General features: G+C 67.5%; 15 protein-coding genes. 2 read left to right on the top strand and 13 right to left on the bottom strand.

All coding sequences use genetic code 11. From position 1 onward, the window contains the following. Window positions 1-168 precede the first annotated feature (168 nt). The 9 genes from BR31_RS27320 to BR31_RS0103325 all read right to left on the bottom strand — a co-directional run bounded on the left by BR31_RS27320 (window position 169) and on the right by BR31_RS0103325 (window position 10910). Window positions 169-1614 carry a flavin monoamine oxidase family protein gene (locus tag BR31_RS27320; protein WP_051636910.1) on the bottom strand — a complete coding sequence of 482 codons (1446 nt, stop codon included), beginning with the start codon at window positions 1612-1614 and terminating at the stop codon, window positions 169-171. Between the two features lie 81 nt (window positions 1615-1695). Beyond that, the gene (locus BR31_RS0103360; RefSeq protein ID WP_027499717.1) at window positions 1696-2388 is read right to left on the bottom strand and encodes a hypothetical protein; all 693 of its coding nucleotides are present in this window, start codon (window positions 2386-2388) and stop codon (window positions 1696-1698) included. Between the two features lie 45 nt (window positions 2389-2433). Then, on the bottom strand, window positions 2434-3732 hold the full coding sequence (locus BR31_RS0103355; RefSeq protein WP_027499716.1) for an NAD(P)/FAD-dependent oxidoreductase: 1299 nt from the start codon (window positions 3730-3732) through the stop codon (window positions 2434-2436). Between the two features lie 12 nt (window positions 3733-3744). Beyond that, on the bottom strand, window positions 3745-4113 hold the full coding sequence (locus tag BR31_RS0103350; RefSeq protein ID WP_027499715.1) for a hotdog fold domain-containing protein: 369 nt from the start codon (window positions 4111-4113) through the stop codon (window positions 3745-3747). Beyond that, window positions 4110-5774, bottom strand: a complete 1665-nt coding sequence (locus tag BR31_RS0103345) for a flavin-containing monooxygenase (protein WP_027499714.1) — start codon at window positions 5772-5774, stop codon at window positions 4110-4112. The genes BR31_RS0103350 and BR31_RS0103345 overlap by 4 nt, the downstream gene beginning before the upstream one ends. 110 nt (window positions 5775-5884) lie before the next feature. Next, window positions 5885-7342: an aldehyde dehydrogenase family protein gene (locus BR31_RS0103340; RefSeq protein ID WP_027499713.1), complete on the bottom strand. Its 1458-nt coding sequence runs from the start codon at window positions 7340-7342 to the stop codon at window positions 5885-5887. A 44-nt stretch (window positions 7343-7386) separates the two neighbouring features. Further along, window positions 7387-8481: a Zn-dependent alcohol dehydrogenase gene (locus BR31_RS0103335; protein ID WP_027499712.1), complete on the bottom strand. Its 1095-nt coding sequence runs from the start codon at window positions 8479-8481 to the stop codon at window positions 7387-7389. Window positions 8482-8496: 15 nt separating this feature from the next. Beyond that, on the bottom strand, window positions 8497-9276 hold the full coding sequence (locus tag BR31_RS0103330) for an enoyl-CoA hydratase/isomerase family protein (protein ID WP_027499711.1): 780 nt from the start codon (window positions 9274-9276) through the stop codon (window positions 8497-8499). Further along, window positions 9273-10910, bottom strand: a complete 1638-nt coding sequence (locus tag BR31_RS0103325; RefSeq protein WP_027499710.1) for a class I adenylate-forming enzyme family protein — start codon at window positions 10908-10910, stop codon at window positions 9273-9275. The genes BR31_RS0103330 and BR31_RS0103325 overlap by 4 nt, the downstream gene beginning before the upstream one ends. Before the next feature lie 243 nt (window positions 10911-11153). Between BR31_RS0103325 and BR31_RS0103320 the strand changes: the two genes are divergently transcribed. Beyond that, complete coding sequence (locus tag BR31_RS0103320; protein WP_027499709.1) at window positions 11154-11834, top strand: TetR/AcrR family transcriptional regulator; 681 nt, start codon at window positions 11154-11156, stop codon at window positions 11832-11834. A gap of 67 nt (window positions 11835-11901) precedes the next feature. Here BR31_RS0103320 and BR31_RS0103315 read toward each other — a convergent pair whose 3' ends face one another. From BR31_RS0103315 to BR31_RS0103305, 3 genes are read right to left on the bottom strand one after another with little or no spacing between them, the layout of a single operon-like run. Beyond that, the gene (locus BR31_RS0103315) at window positions 11902-12675 is read right to left on the bottom strand and encodes a gamma-glutamyl-gamma-aminobutyrate hydrolase family protein (RefSeq protein WP_027499708.1); all 774 of its coding nucleotides are present in this window, start codon (window positions 12673-12675) and stop codon (window positions 11902-11904) included. After that, window positions 12672-14027, bottom strand: coding sequence for a glutamine synthetase family protein (locus BR31_RS0103310; protein ID WP_027499707.1), 1356 nt, complete (start codon window positions 14025-14027; stop codon window positions 12672-12674). Before BR31_RS0103310 ends, BR31_RS0103315 begins: the two co-directional genes overlap by 4 nt. After that, window positions 14020-14691, bottom strand: coding sequence for a hypothetical protein (locus tag BR31_RS0103305; RefSeq protein ID WP_027499706.1), 672 nt, complete (start codon window positions 14689-14691; stop codon window positions 14020-14022). The genes BR31_RS0103310 and BR31_RS0103305 overlap by 8 nt, the downstream gene beginning before the upstream one ends. 157 nt (window positions 14692-14848) lie before the next feature. Here BR31_RS0103305 and BR31_RS0103300 point away from each other — a divergent pair, with 157 nt between their 5' ends. Beyond that, on the top strand, window positions 14849-15814 hold the full coding sequence (locus tag BR31_RS0103300; RefSeq protein WP_027499705.1) for an alpha/beta hydrolase: 966 nt from the start codon (window positions 14849-14851) through the stop codon (window positions 15812-15814). 103 nt (window positions 15815-15917) lie between these two features. On the opposite strand, the gene BR31_RS27315 is transcribed toward BR31_RS0103300, so the two are convergent. After that, a complete protein-coding gene (locus BR31_RS27315) occupies window positions 15918-16460 on the bottom strand; it encodes an isochorismatase family protein (RefSeq protein WP_197023532.1) in 543 nt (180 codons plus the stop codon). Between the last annotated feature and the right edge of the window lie 17 nt (window positions 16461-16477).

Here is a 16477-nt window from a genome sequence, read left to right as displayed (position 1 = left end):
AGATCGAGTTGATCACTGCTGAAGAGGTCGAGAACATACCCGAGCCGGGCGTGAAAGCGCGCCGGAGTCAATCCGAAGGTCGGCATCACTTCCTCTACGTCGATTCTCCCGAAGGGGTGCCATTTCTCAGCGAAAGCCGTGAGCTCCCGCGCTTCGCGTAGTCGTTGATCACAGGGGCGGTCGGACCACGAGTTCCGCATTGTCTTCCTCTCGGTGTTCTCGACGACGAACACGCTGGACCGTCGGGTCCCCGTCCATCGCGGCCTCGCCCAGGCTCGCCAGTACCGCCTTCGCCGCTCGCTCGCCCGACGTGGCCGCGTCGGCGAGCGACGGCATATCGAGTTGATAGTCGCCGGCGAGGTAGACGGATCCGAGCGGATCACGCAGCGTCGGAAGCGAGTTCCTCCCCCCGGGCGCCCAAAACGGCACGACCCGACGGTGCCGCCGCACGATGCCCTCGCCCAGCTTCCCCTCCATCTCGGGGAACACGGCGACCAGGTCCTTCGTGAACCGCGACACGATCTCCTCGTCGGACAGGTCGAACAACGCGTCGGCCTGACTGCCGCCGGCGAAACAGGCCAGTGCTCCACCCGGCCTACGCTCGCCGCCGTTCCGCATCGCTGCGGCGTGGTTGAACATCGCCTGGAACGACAACTGCGGCGTCGAGACGGCGAAATAGTCGTCCCAGCGCTGCGGCCCGGCTTCGTCGGTGAAGAACCCGACCACCACGTACCGGCCGTATGCGATGTCGTCGAAAGCGTTCCGGTGCTGCTCCGGTAGATCCGGGAGGATCCGCTCGGCGATATCGCCCGGCACAGTCACGATCGCACGCTTGGCCCGCAGCCGCACCGGACGGTCACCGTCGTGGTAGTCGACGACCACGCCGTCACCGTCCTGCCGCACCGAGTGCACCGTCGCGTTCAGCCGGATCCGGCCACCGAGATCCCCCGTCAGAACGTCGGTCAACGTCTGGTTGCCGCCCACGGGCAGCGAGAAGTTCGGGACCTTCTCCGGGTCGGCCAGCGCGATGCCCACCGACGTGACGAACTGGGTGGCGGCTGTCTCCTCCACATCGCATCCCATCCACTGCGCCGACCACGACCGGACTACGGCGTCGGCCAGCTCCGACCGGACGCCCTTGAGCAGGTACGACGCCAACTTGGTGTCGAGTTTGGCGCGAACCCGTTGCGCGACACGGCTCTGCGACTCCAGGAACGGCATGACCGAGAGGATCCGCGCACCGACTATGGCCATGCCGAGGCGGTCCATCATGGTCATCCGTGTGCGGAACATGAGCGCGACAGGGTTCGAGGTGTCGACCAACCTGCCGTTCAGGTACAGGGCGACGCTCTTGGCCGCGAGCGAGCCCATTTCGATGTCGTTTCGGTGAAGGGCATCGATCAGCGTGCCGGTGCCCTCGGTGAACTGGGTGCCGACGTTGATCCAGTAGTCGCCCTGCCGGACGGTCTCGACTCGTCCACCGGTGCGATCGGCGGATTCGAGCACCACCACGTCGGTTGTCGGCGCCAGGGTGGTCGCCGCCATCAGCCCCGCCATTCCGGCACCGACGACGACCACCTCAGTGGTCTCTTCATGTACTTCGTGCGTTGTCATTCTCGTTTCCTGACTCTGGATCAACCACAGGGAATCGCGTCAAATCGGCACTACCCCATAGGTTTCTGGGAATTCCGCCGGTCACACCGTGACTGCGGCGCCGCTGATCGTCTCGGCGTCGACGCGCTTGTTGTAGGTGTCGAATGCCCGGTAGGCGCGGTAGTACACGAACATCTGCAGGCCCCACGTGGACAGCGCGAGAATGTAGAAGATCGTGTGCTCCGAGTCGTCGCCCGGAATGTGGACGAAGTCGTAGATCGATGCGATGACGAATCCGCAGGCGGTGGCCAGAGAGGTCCACACGGCGTGCCCGCGCTCGTCGATGCCCCACAGTCGCTTGACGAAGTAGAGCAGGAAGATCGTGGTGAGCACGTTGACGACGATGAAGAAGATCTTGGCGGGGGTCCCGATCGTCTCGGCGTACCCGACGAGGGCGAAGCCCACCACCGCCGCGAGAGCGAACACGCCGATGTCCACCGCCAGGGACGGCTTGTACCGGTGGGTGACCCTCATCAGCCCGAGGACCAGGATCAGGGTGATACCGATCGACCGGGAAAAGGCATCCAGGAAGGACGCGGCGGCGTACATCGGGCTGTCGTGGCCGGCCTTGACGAGGCCGTAGATCAGGAAGTTCGAACCCGAGGTCGCGACAACGATCCACTCGATGCCGAGCAGGTAGTTCTTGTGGTTCCGGATGAACTTGATCCCGCAGGTGAATCCGACGGCGATCATCCAGACGTCCGCGACCGCGAAGAGCAGTTCTTTGATGGACATGGTTCCTCCTTGGGTGGTGACATCGGCGCAGCGCGGCGGCGATGGTCAATTCGTGAGGGCCGCCAGGCGGTCGGAGGCGCGGTCGGCGAGCCAAGCCGCGTACAGCGCGGGGGCGCCGACGAGGCTGGGCCAGAAGCGCTTGCGGCCGTGCCAGATCGCCGCCAGGTCGTCGTGCAGCGGCGCGCCACCGATGCGGTCCGCCAGCAGGTGGCCCACGTACTGTGTCTGGGCGAAGCCGTGGCCATTGCAAGCGAGCGAGTAGAGCACGTTGTCGGAGGCCTCGCCGGCCACGGGGAGCCAGGTGGAGCTCATCCCGATCCAGCCGCCCCAGGCCTGCTGCGGCTTGATGTCCCGCAGGCCAGGGAAGCGGTCGCGGAAACCACGGACGAGGTCGTCGGCGACCTTCCGCGCGGGAGTGCGGCTCGGTAGTGGGTTCCGCCCAGTCTGTACGCGGCGGGTGCCGAACACGATGGTGCCCCGAGGGGTCACGCGGTAGCTCTCGATGATCATGTGCAGCGTGACCATCGGGGCACGGCTGGTCCAGCCGATCTCGTCGAGTCGCTCGGGTGCGATGGGTTCGGTCTCGACCAGGGAGGTCCACACCGGGGTGGCGAGGTTCTTCGGCGCGATGGAAAGACCCGCGCTGTAGGCGTTGGTCGTCAGCAGTGCCTTGCGAGCCCGGATCGTTCCATCCGGTGTTTCGACGGTGACACCGTCGCCGGTGTCGGTGACATCAAGGGCAGGGGTGCGTTCGTAGACGCGCACGCCGGACGCGATCGTCGCGGCCCGCAGGCCGAGAACGAACTCACCGGGGTTGAGCGTGCCGCCGACGCCCTCACGCATTCCGCCCAGGAAACCTTCCGGCAGGCCCGCCTCAGGGCCCTCGACGAATTCGGCCGACGATCCGGCCTCGGCCAGTACCTTCGCGTTGCGGCGCGCGTGCCGCAACTGCCCCTTGGAGACGGCGGCCATCACGATGCCGGCCTGTTGGTAACCGCAGTCGATCCCGTGGTGGGCGATCGCGTCCTCAGCGAAGTGCACCGCGTTCTCGGCGTACCGATACAGCTCGCGCAGGCGCTCGTGCTTGAGCAGCAGACCCAGCAGCTCCGGATCAGCGGCGATCGAGTTCGTGATGTACCCGGCATTGCGGGAGGTGGCACCCCAGCCGAGGGTCTGCGCCTCGAGGAGCACCACGTCGACGCCCTTCTCGGCGAGACGGAGAGCGGCCGACATGCCGCCCCCACCGCCACCGATGACGACCACGTCGCAGTCGATGTCACCGGTCAGCGGCTGCTCGACGGTGGCGGGCGTTGCGGCCCACCCGGTTTCGTGGATCAATTGCATGGCGATCACTCACTACTTCTCTGCGGGGATGACGGCGGTGCCGCGGGCGCGCACCGCGACCAAGGGACGCTCCAGAACCTGCGATCGTCCGGTGTCGTCGGAGCCGCGGCAGACCACGCGGAGCTCGAAGTCGACGGTGCGGCTGCGGTTTCCCTTCTTCACCAGCTGGGCCTCGGCCTCCACGACATCACCGCCGCGCACCGGGGCGAGGAACTCGACGGACGAGTAGCCGGCGAACAGGCCCTCGTGGCCGTCCAACTCGATCGACAGGTTCGTGCCGACGTCTCCGAAGAGCTTCAGGGCGTAGGCGCCGTCGACAAGATTGCCCGCGTAGTGCGCGTCGGAGAAGGCCACGTAGCGCCGATGGACTGCCTTACTCATGAGATCTCCTGGTGGATCGGGCCGAGGTTGCGGGACTGCACTTCGCCGTCGATCTCGACGCCGGGATAGCCGCGCTTAGCGATCTCGGTACACATCCGGCGGTACTTGCCGACACCGCCCAGGTAGCCCATGAAGGTGTTCGGCTTGCCCTCGACGTTGGAGCCGCGGTACCAGGAATCGGTGGTGGCGTACAGGGTGGCGGCGACGGTCTCCTCGGTGATGTCCACCCAGTCGTTCTGGCCCTCGACGGTGGCCTCGATGCGCGTCGCGCCGGAGTCGCAGGCGTGCTCGATGAGGTCGGCGATCCAGTCCACCGACTGCTCGATTGACATCACCACGTTGCTGGCGAGTGCGGGGCTCTGCGGGCCTGCAACCATGAAGAAGTTGGGGAAGTCCGCGGTCATGATCCCGAGATAGGTGCGAACGCCGTCCTGCCAGGCATCCTGCAGCTTCTGGCCGGATGCGCCGGTGAGACCGAGCCCGTACAGCGGACCGGTGAAGGCGTCGAACCCGATGGCGAGCACCACGGCATCCGCCTCGTAGGTGCCCTTCGAGGTGACGATCGCGTTCGCGCTCATCGTCTCGATCGGTTCGTCGCGCAGCGACACCAGCGACACGTTGGGCCGGTTGAAGGTCTCGTAGTAGTCCGTTCCGAAACAGCTGCGCTTGGCTCCCAGCGGGTGGTACTTGGGCACCAGCAGCTCGGCGGTGGCCGGATCCTTCACGATCTCGCGGATCTTGTCGTGGATGAATTCCGAGGCGGTGCGGTTCGCCTCGACGTCGGTGAGCAGGTCGACGAACTCGGCGCCGACGCCGTTGAATCCACTGAGCTGGTAGGCCGCCTCGTAGCGCCGCTGACGCTCCTCGGCCGATACGTCGAAGGCCTTGTCGGCCACGGGGCGCTCGGGGATGCCGCCGAGAGAGTGCCTGCACTCCTCTCGGATCGCCTGGTAGTCACCCTTGATGGATTCGACCTGTTCCGGGGAGAGTTCGGCGTTGCGGGCGGGCATCACGTAGTTCGGGGTGCGCTGGAACACCGTGACGTGCTCGGCGACCTGCGCGATCAGCGGGATAGCCTGCACGCCCGAGGATCCGGTGCCGATCACGGCGACGCGCTTGCCCGCGAGGTCGTCGAGCGAGATGTTCCACCTGCTGGTCGACACCTGGAGACCGGTGAAGTTCTCCAGGCCCGGCACGTCGAAGTCCTTGGGCGTGGACAGCCCGCCCGCGCCCGAGATCAGGTAGCGGCCGCGGCGCGTTTCGCCGTTGTCCAGCCGCACCTCCCACAGCCGGTCCGTCGCGTTCCACGCCGCGCCGACCACGCGGGTGTCGAACGTGAAGTGCTTGCGCAGGTCGAAGCGGTCGGCGACGTGTTCGATGTAGCTGAGGATCTCGGCCTGCGGCGCGAACCGCTGACTCCACGTCCACTCCTGCTGGAGCGCCTCGTCGAACGAGTACGAGTAGTAGATGCTCTCGACGTCGCAGCGGGCGCCCGGGTAGGTGTTCCAGAACCAGGTGCCGCCGACGCTCGGTCCGGCCTCGAAGCCCGCGAAGGTCCATCCGGCATTGGTGAGCCGGTGTGAGAGGTAGAGGCCGGTGAAGCCGGCGCCGACGCCGATGACGTCGACGACCCCGGTCTCGGGGGTGGAGGGGAAGTTCATGGCATTGCCGCTTTCGTTGAGTTGATCGTTTGACTGGATCAAACGATCTAGTCGAGTAGACCAGTGGTCCCCGTCACAGTCAAGGGGAGACGCGAAACCAGTCGCGATCGCTACATGGGAAGGTCGGGGGAATCGACGCCGACCACGCGGTCGCCGCAGAACACCCGGAAGGACTCGCCGGGCGCGTGCCCACCGATTCCGGAGGTGCCCCAGAAGCTCTGCGCCGAATCGTCGCCGAGGTCGGCGACCTTGGCACCGTTCACGCGCACCTCTCCCGACAGCACCCTGGATCCGACCTCGATGGCGCGGTCCAGGTCGCCGCCGAACACGTACGCGTCGAGACCCGACGGGTTGGCGTTGGCAACGCGCAGCGCGTCCTCGTCGGACTCGACGGCGTGCAGGCTGACGAGTGGCCCGAACAGCTCGGCGGTCGCCACCGACGCATCGACTCCCGAAGCGACGGTGGGCGAAAGGAAGAACCCGCCGAGCGCGGGGAGCTTCGCGGGCTGATGGATCGTCGCGCCCTTGGCCCGCAGCCCATCGATGCGGCTGCGCAGCGTGGCGAAGTGCGGGGCGTTCGAAATCGGGCCGAGCTGGGTGCCCTCGTCGAGCGAATGCCCGATCTCGATGCGGGAGATGCGATCGAGCAGCGCATCCAGGAGCGGCTCGACGAGGCTCTTGTGTGCCAACACCTTTCCTGGTCCCTCGCACCACTGACCGTTGAGCTTGGTCATCCCGTCGAGGATCCCGTCGGCGGTCACGTCGATGTCGGCGTCGTCCAGCACGAGGGCGGGGTTGTTGCCGCCGAGCTCCAACTGGAGCACCTTGAAGTCCTCCGCGGCCGCGCGGGCGATCGCGCGACCCGCGTTCGGGCCGCCGGTGAACGAGACGATCTTCACCCGGTGATCACCGGTGATCGCCGCGCCGACGTCACCCGCGCCGTGCACGAGTTGCAGCGCACCTTCGGGCAGCCCCGCCTTGACGAAGCACTCGACGATGATCTGGGCGCTGCTCGGCGCGTGCTCCGAAGGCTTGAGGATGACGGGGCAGCCGGCGGCGAGCGCGCTCACCATCTTCGCCGCGGGGATGAAACTGGGGCCGTTCCACGGAGTGAGGATGGCCGCGGGGCCCCACGGCACCTTGTACAGCCGCACGTCGCGGCCACCGGCTGCGAGCGCCGTGCGACGCGGGATGGCGCGCAACTCCGCAGCCGCCGAACGGATCCGGTGCGGAAGGAACTGCGCGACCATCCGAGCCTTCGCGATCGGGACACCGCTGGTGAGGGCATCGGTCCGGGCGATGTCCTCGATCCGGGCCTCGACGATGTCGGCCGCGCGCTCGATGACCGCCGCACGTTCCTCGCTCGCCCCGTCGTCCCAGCGTTCGAAGCCGTAGGACCGCTCGGCATGCCGAAGGGCACGCTCCACGTCGTCCGGGCTGGTGGTGACGGCGCGGTGGACCGGTTGGCCCGTGTTGGGGTCCAGATTCCACGCTTCGGGGATCGTCCGACACTCGGACCACTCGTCTGCGATGTAGTTGATCGGCTGGGGCAGTTGCGGGTTCGACATCTGCGGCGTCCTTCGGTGCGTGAGTAGGGATGGAGGAGGTGTGCTCAGACGGTGAGGTCGGCGACGATGCGGGTCACCTCGCCCGACTTCATCGCCTCGAAGCCCTTGTTGACCTCGCGGAACGGGATGACATCGCTGACCATCTCGTCGAGCAGCAGGCCCCCCTGCAGGTAAAGGCGTGCGAACTGGGTGATGTCCGCGTGTGCCTGCCCCGAGCCCATGTAGGAGCCGATGAGTCGCTTCTCCCCGAAGAAGAAGTCCGATGCCGGCAGGGTGAGCTCGGTGCCGTCGGGCGCGATGCCCACCAGGCAGGCCGTACCCGTGGCACGCAGGACCGACAGCGCGGTGGCCGCGGTACGCGCGGAACCGACTGCCTCGAACGAGTAGTCCACGCCATCACCGAGCAGCGACCGGACCTCGGCGGGGACATCGGTCGCGCCGTTCACGACGTGCGTGGCACCGTAGGTCCGCGCCGCCGCGAGCCTGGCATCGTCGAGATCGACGGCGACGATCGCCGACGCACCGGCGAGCCGCGCCCCCTGGATGATGGCCGATCCGACACCGCCACAGCCGATCACGGCCACGGTGGCGCCTGGGCGTACCCGCGCGCCACGGAAGACGGCCCCGACGCCGGTGACGATGCAGCACGAGAGCAGGCAACCGACGTGCAGCCCCACCTCGTCGGGCACCTGCACCAACGAGTTCTCCCGCATCAGGGTGTGGCGGGAGAACGCACCGATGTCGCCGAGCCGCTCGACGACCCGGCCTCCCGGCAGCTGGAAAGCGGGGCGGGGCCGCTGCCGGATCTGCGAGGCGCGCTGGCACTGTGTCGAGTGCCCGGCCTGACAGTTGCGGCACAACCCGCACGAGGGCGTGAGGGCGCCGACTACGCGGTCACCCGGACGCAACGAGGTCACCGCGGAGCCGACCGACTCGACGATGCCCGCCACCTCGTGCCCGACCACCACCGGCAGGTCGGCGTGCACGGTACCGGTCATGTAGTGCAGATCGCTATGACACAGGCCCACGTTCGAGACCGCGACGCGGACCTCGTTGGGTTCCGGGTCGTCGACCTGGATCTCGGTGAATTCCAACGGTTCGTTCAGCGCGGTGAGAAGTGCTGCTTCGGTGGTGATCATCTTTTGTCTCCGATCTCAATTGCTCTGCGCGGGTGCCGACGGCGCCGCGTTCTTCGATGACAGGAAGCCCCCGATGCCCTCGGTGAAGGCGCCGGACTCCCACGACCGGCGGGCGGCGTCGTCTTCACGGGCGAACGCGGCCTCGACGTCTTCGAGTCGCGGCCGCAGCAGACCCAGGTGCAGCGCGGTGGTGCGGGGATCCGAGTTCCACTGCGTGATCACCTCGGTCGCGCGGCCCAGCAGGGCCTGCGGGGCCACGATCTCGTCGAGCAGCCCGATCCGCAGGGCCTCATCCGCTCCGATCCTGTTCGAACCCAAGATGATCCGCATCGCGTGGTTGCGTACCAGGCGGCCCATCAGGAGGCTCGAGGCGTTCGAGATGATGATCCCGCGATGGTTCTCGGGCTGGAAGTACTCGGCCTCGGGGGTGCCGATCCGCGAGTCGCAGCACAGCGTGATCTCCGAGGCGCCGCCGACCGCGATCCCGTTCACGGCCGCGATCACGGGGATCTTCGTCTCGAGAATCGCCCGGGTAATGTCGTGGAAGGTCGCGAAGGCCTCGCGAATCCCGTCGTAGTCGGTCGGCACCGTCTGCAGGTCCTCCCCTGCCGAGAAGGCCCGACCGGTGCCCGTGAGTACGATCCCGCGGACGAGATCACCCGTTCCGAACCGGCGGATCGCCTGCGCGAGCAACACCCGCGTTGCCACGTCCATCGCGTTCAGCCTCGCCGGTCGGTTCAGCGTGAGGACCGCGACGTCGTCGTCGATGTGCACATCCAGGTGATGGTCGGTCATGCCTGGCTCCTGCCGTTGCCGTTGCCTACGGTGCGCGGCGGCTGCAGGTCGTAGGTGGTGCCGGGATGCTCGGCGGAGCGCCCCTTGAGGGCCGGCTTCGACACACGCTCGGACGGGGTGCGCGGGAAATCGGCGACGAACTCGACGTATCGCGGAACCTTGAAGCGCGCCAGCTGGTTTCGCGCACACTCGATGATTCGCTCTGCGGTCGCGAGGCTCTCCTCGACGCCTGGGGCCAGCTGCACGAAGGCCTTGACCTCCTCGCCGAACAGCTCATCCGGCACGCCGACCACCGCCGTCGCGATGACGGTGTCGTCACGCTCGAGGACGCGTTCGACCTCGGCGCTCGCGATGTTCTCCCCACCGCGGCGGACCATGTCCTTGATCCGGCCGACCAGGCGGTAGCTGTCCGCCTCGCGGACCGCGACATCGCCGGTGTGCAGCCAGCCTTCGCGCAAGACCTGTGCGGTCTCTTCGGGCCGGTTCCAGTAGCCGAGCATCATCGGTCTGCCCGACGTGATCAGCTCGCCGGGTTCTCCCGCGGCAACGTCTCGGCCCTCCGGATCGACGACCCGGACCTGCTTTGTCGGAACAGGCCGCCCCAGCCGCCCGCTGCCGACGTCGGCCGCGCTGCCGGGGAGGCTGACCAGGTCGACCCCACTTTCGGTCATTCCGAAGATCTCCCGCCACGGCGCGCCCCAACGCTGTTCGAGCTGCGTGTGCAGCGCGACGGGGATCGCCGAGCACAGCGCGAGGCGCAGGTCGTTGTCCCGGTCCTCCGGGCTCGGCGCCTGCTTGAACAGCAACGTGGGCATGGAGCCGAGCACGTAGCAGAACGTGGCCCGGTGTCGGCGGACGTCCGCCATGAAACCCGAGGCGGAGAACCGCGGCAGCACCACCAGCGGCGCGCCGATCGTGAGGCACAGCGCCGTGTTCCACTGCGGGTCCATGTACGAGAACGGCTGCGAGGTGAGTGCCACGTCGTCGGCCCCGAGGCCCGCCGCGCTCGCACAGATCCACCCCAGCCGAACCCAATAATCGTGGGTCAACATGCACGCCTTCGGGAATCCGGTGGTCCCCGAGGTGTACTGGAGGTTGGCGAGCGTCGCGCCGGAGATGGCGATACCCGGCCGGTCCCGCGGATACTGCGCGAGCTCGCTGCGCGACGCGGCCTCGACAACCCGGATATCCCCCAGATCGCCGTTCGCGCCGCGCACCTCTTCGACGAGCGGGGTGTGCGCAGCGTCGGTGACCATCACCCGGGCACCCGAGTCCCGGAGCACGAAGTCGAGGTCGGCGCGCTGGTATGACGAGTTCACCGGCACCGCGACGCCGCCGGCCTTGAGGATCGCGAGCCAGGCGACCGGCCACTGCACCACGTTGGGCAGCATGATCGCGACCCGGTCGCCTGCGCGGACTCCGTCCTCCGCGACCAGGCGCTGCGCCAAGCGCGAGGTCCAGTCGTCGATCTCGCCGAAGGTCCACGACCCTTCCTCGAATCGGAGGAACTCGCGGTCGGGAGAGCTGACGGCCCGGTTCGCGAGCAAGTCGACAAGGGTGTCGATCGGCGGGTCCATGGCCATTCGATCGAGTGCGATCGCGGGTTCCCGGTGTACTGATTCGACTTCGGTCATGTCGTCCTCTTCGAGGTGTCTCGGGCGGTGATTGGGGGGGCCGTCGTCGCGGGGGCACGGCCACAAACGCGAGTCGGCATGTGATGCCAGTCATAACGGTAGCGACAGTGGGTCAATTGATCAAGTCTTACGACCAAGATAGGACGAAATGGACGAGTGTCGCGTGCCATCGCCCCCAGGTCCGACTGGTAGCGTTGGAGTTGACTTGATCAATCGTCCATATCTGATTCACAGGAGGAACGCATGGCTCGCATTCCCGCCGCTGAACGTCGCGCCGAACTGGTGGCGGCGGCCGTGCGCATGATCGCCGCCCACGGGGTGGACGGCGCAACCACACGCCGCATCGCACAGGAGGCGAACGCTCCGCTGGCCACGCTGCACTACTGCTTCGCCACGAAGGAAGTGCTGTTCGCGGCCGTCTTCGAGCACGTCGCCGAGCAGTATCGAGAAGTGTTGACGCGCAATGATGTCCACGGCGACGTGGAGACCAGCGCGCGCGCTCTGTTGCACGGCGTGATGGAGTGGTACATGGCGAATCCGGACTTCGGCGCGGCGATCATCGAGCTGATCAGCTGGGCCCAGCGCCAGGAGGGCAAGCAGGCCGAGATGGTGTACAACGAGGCATTCGCAACCATGCGAACGATCCTCGAGTCCGCTGCCACCGCCGCCGGCCAGGCGGTCGACCCGGACACCGTGGACGAGCTGACCTACACCGTGTCTGCGTTGTCCGACGGATTCGCACTCAACTACCTGGTGTTCACCGACCGCACTGCGGCGGAGAGGCAGATCGAGACCACCCTCGGCGTGCTCAACGCCTGGATGGCCGCCAACCTCGGCGATGCCGCGAAGCCGGCAGCCAAGCCCGCGAAGGTCTCCCCCGAGGAAGCCCTGCGTTCGCTGGTGTCCTGGGTGAGCGTGGATTGATTCCGGGCTTACGCGAATGACCACTGCCGGCCGCCGCCCTCGGTGGCGGCCGACAGTCGTTCCCTGGTCAGATCCGTTGGTTGCCTTCGGCGACGATCCAGCTCAGCGCCGGATCGTCGCGCTCCATCCACTCGGGATGCCACTGGACACCGAGCACCGGCGCCCCGGGCAGCTCGACCGCTTCGACGACGCCGTCACCCGCGCGCCCCGTGACCACCAGGCCGGTACCACAGCGGTCGACCGCTTGGTGGTGCCATGAGTTGGTCACAGCGCTGGCGCCGAACAGTCGTTCCGCGATCGAACCGGGCTCGAACATCACCTTGTGATCGTCAGCACCGTCGGTGAGCGGACCCGAACCCGAGAGGTGCTCGACGGAGCCGGGCGGGAGGTCGGCGATCAGCGTGCCACCACGAGCGACGTTCAGGACCTGCAGGCCCCGGCACACCCCGAGGACCGGGATGTGCCTGGCGAGAGCCGCACGCACGAGCGCGATCTCGAACCGGTCCCGATCGGGATCGTGGACCATCGGATCATCCCGCGGATCCACGTCACGGACCACCGACGGATCGCCACCCCAGCACCCGGGATGAACATCCTGGCCGCCGGTGATGACCACGCCCGACAGCCAGTGGCAGAGCGCCTCCGGGTCGGCGTCGTACGGCAGGTTCACCGGAATGCCACCGGCCCTGGCGATCCGGTCCGAGAAATCGGACATGAAGGCGTCCGCGAACAGGTGACCGTAGCGGGTGTCCAGACCGTCGACCAACCCCAGCCGAAACCGTCGGCCGGTGAGACCGATCAATGGCCGGACGGAGCCCGGCGTCGCCTTCCCCGCGGTCACGGGAACTCGAAGTATCGGGCCGACTCCCATTCGGAGAGCTCGGCGAACGGATCACCACCCGCGGTGTGGAACTGCATCCACTCCCAGCGCCGCGTACCGACCCAGTAGTCGACGAACTCGTCCCCGAGCTGCTCGCGCAGGATCAGGTCCGCCTCGAGCGCGGCGGCCGCCTTGGTGATGGTGTCCGGCAGCCGTTCGAGGTCGGGCACACACCACGCCAGGTCGCTGACCGGCTCGGGCGGCTCGATCTCACCATCGAGGCCGGCGATCACACCGGCGAGAATGGCCGCTACCGCGAGGTACAGGTTCGCGTCGGCGCCTGGCACGCGATATTCGAGTCGGGAGTACGCCGGGTGCCCGCACACCGCGCGCACCGCGGTGCTCTTGTTACCGATGCCCCATGTGATCGTCGTCGGCGGGCCACTCAGGTCGACCAGGCGGCGGTACGAGGTGATCTGCGGGAGCATGACCGACGCAGCCCCCTGCATCGTCGCGAGCAGCCCGCCGACCGCATGCCGCATCGTGTCCGACGGCCCGTCAGGGGCGTAGAACGCGTTGACACCGTCGCGCTGCAAAGACAGATTGACGTGCGAGGCCTGGCCGTACCCGGCCGTCGGCTTGGCCATGAAGGTCACGGTGTGCCCGCGCTCGAAGGCCACCTCACGCATCACCTGCCGGGCACGAGCCCAGTTGTCGCACACCGAGATCGGATCGCCAGGAACCAGATTGAGTTCGACCTGGCCCGCCGCGTCCTCGTCGCTCCACGCCTCCCACTCGATGCCGATCTCGTCGAGACGACGAGCCACCGCCGACATGTAGTCGACCCAGTCCTTCGACTTCGCGAGGTGGTACGCGGTGCCGGCGGAACCGCCGAGCGGGGTCAGGTCGCGGTATCCCTTGGCCCGGGCCTCGTGGATGGATTCCTGGAACAGCGTTGCCTCGATCTCGACCGCAACGGTGGCCGTGAAACCGCGCGATGCGAGTCGGTCGACCAGCTTGCGGGCCAGGTTGCGCGGACAGGTCCCGACCGGGGTGCCGTCCGCCTGCCAGTAGTCACCGATCACGGACTGCAGGCCCGGCTCCCACTGCACCAGCGTCGACATGTCGGGCCGGAACTGCACGTCCGACACATGCCCACGCCACTCGGGGAAGGCGAAGCCGAAGGTCGGCGCATTGCCCAGGTCGAGGCCGAACAGGAGATCGGCCATCGCGAAGCCCGAGCCCGCACCCGCGGTGAACTTCTTGGGCGCCAGATTCTTGCCGAGGAAGCTGCCGTCGTGGTTGGTGGACTCGAGCCGGACCGTGCGCACGGGGGTGTCGAGATCCCTTACGGTGCTAGTGATTTCAGACATCGTATCGAACCTTCCAAGATGCGGCGACCAGCACCGACAGCTGAGAGAGCGTGCCGCGCACGCCGATCAGACCGGTGGAGAGGGCGGCGATCAGGTCGTCGGCGCCCGAGAAGATGCCTGCCAACAGCTCCGGGGGGCCGGCGATCACATAGTGGGTCTCACCCTCGCCGACGACCAGCTGAGTCAACCCGTCGGGGCCGTCCGCGATCGCGACGAGGACGTCGGGGATCCCCGGTACCGACCGCGCCGCGGACCAGAACGTCTCCGCGGCGACCTGCCAGTCCGGCAGCGGCGGCGACAGCAGTGCCAGCGCCGCGGCGGCGACAGCATCGTCGCCTGCGACAACAGGCTCGCCGACCAGGGCGAGTCGAGCGTTCAGGTCGACGGTCAGGGTGAGGTCGGGCTCGGCGAACACGCCGCCCGATACCGCGACGACACCGTCGGAGATGCCGATCGTCGCAGCCTGCGGGGTGTCGTGGGAGCGGACGGCGACTGTGCCTGCCGCCGCCGCGACGACGGAGGCCGCACCGTTCGCGCGGAGGGAATCGGCGATGGTCCGCCCGATCAGCCGGACGATCGGGCTCGCATCGTCCTCGATCCGAATGTCGACCCCGCCGACCGCGTCGGCCCCGCGTGTCGCGGGACCGATCGTGGTTTCGGTCATCCTTCTGTCCTTTCGATTCGACGAGATCGTGTGCGCGGTACACCGTCAGCAGCGGATCCCAGGTGGAACGTGAGTTTCTAGTCAAACGACTTGGTCACGTGACTATGATAGTGAGGCACAGATCACTTCCTGTCAACGACTTGTGAGGTTTCTTCAGATGAACGACGACGCTCCAGCCTGGTGGAATCTGCTCGACGACCAGGCCAAAGCCGTGGCCCAGATGATCACCGACGTCCTGCGCAAACCCATCAGCGAGCTGGGACCGGAGCAGACCCGAGCGCTCTTGAACACGGCGCCACCCGCCGAGCCGATCACGCCGCTCGCCGATGTCGAACAACTGACCGTGCCGACCCGCGACGGCACGATCCGGGCTCGGCTCTACCGCGCGGACAGGGCCGACCGGGACGGCTGTCGTCCCGCGCTCGTCTACCTACACGGCGGAGGTTTCGTCCTGGGAACCCTGGACGGCGCCGACGAGCTGTGCCGCGCGATCGCCGCCGGATCCGGGTGGGCGGTCGTGTCCCTGGACTACCGCCTGGCTCCCGAGAACCCGTACCCGGCAGCACTGGAAGACTGCATCGACGCCTACGCGTGGCTGACCCGGACCGCACCGGAGCTCGGCATCGATCCGGGACGGATCGCGATCGGGGGCGACTCCGCAGGCGGCAATCTCGCCGCTGCGCTCTGCCTGCACCGACGCGACAAGAGCAGCCCCCTTCCCGTGACCCAGGTGCTCGCCTACCCCGCCGTCGACGGGACATTCACCACTGCGTCGTGGTCGGAATTCGCCGATGCACCACTGCTGAGTGCCGCGGACGCGCGCTGGTTCTGGGACCAATACGTCGGCCCGGGACACCGGGCGGACGACCACCTCGCGGCACCCATGCGCGCCGATTCGCTGCGCGGCATGCCGCCCGCCCTGATCGTGACCGCGGAGGTCGACCCGATCCGAGACGACGCCGAGGCGTACGCGGCACGGCTGCGGCGCGACGGCGTCCCCGTCTCGCTGACCAGGTATGCCGGCGTCTTCCACGGTTTCGTCACCGAGATCGGCACGTTCGCGCAGGCGAAACAGGCGATCGACGAGGTGTGTCTGCACCTACGCGAGTTCACGGGGACGTAGCACCGCACTCGCGGTTCCACCGATTTCGAGGAATCTGCCTAGGTCGTCGCCACTGTGAGGGGCGGGGTTCTCGCACATCGCATCTGGATACCCGATCGCACCCTCACCTCGCGACGATCTCGGCGACCGACACCACCCTGCCGGTGAGCTCCGTAATGAGTTCGAGCGCCGCAGCATGCCGATCCTTCGTGTGGTCGGCGGTCGCCTCGACGGCGACAAAGCACTGCACATCTCGCGCGAACGCGTCGAAGGTCGTCGCGAGGATGCCCGCCGACGCGAAGACACCCGCGACGACTAACTGATCACGACCGGTGCGGCGCAACTCCTCGGCGAGATCTGTTGCGAAGAAGGCACTGTAGCTGCGCTTCTTCACCCACGTCACGCCGAATTCGAGCGAATCGATCGCCGTCTCAGCAGATTGACGCTCCGTCGGACCCATCCCCCACAGTTCCCCGAGCAGGCCCCGCTGCGCCGGATCCGAAGCCGCGCGGGGTGCACTCCCGATCACGGGCACCCCCCGACCGACTGCCCAGTCCACCAGCCGCGAGGTCTCGGCGACCACTCGCGAGCGAACCCCATGCGCCAGCACGTCCGTGTAGTAGGGCTGGCGGTCGTGCACGAGCATTGCCGACCGCTCGACGTCCACCGTCCACCCTGGGCCTC

Origin of the sequence: Rhodococcus sp. UNC363MFTsu5.1 (assembly GCF_000686785.1) — a bacterium.
Lineage (GTDB): Bacteria > Actinomycetota > Actinomycetes > Mycobacteriales > Mycobacteriaceae > Rhodococcus_G > Rhodococcus_G maanshanensis.
Note: the sequence above shows the minus strand (reverse complement) of the source record. Positions and strands in the feature narration are given on the sequence as shown.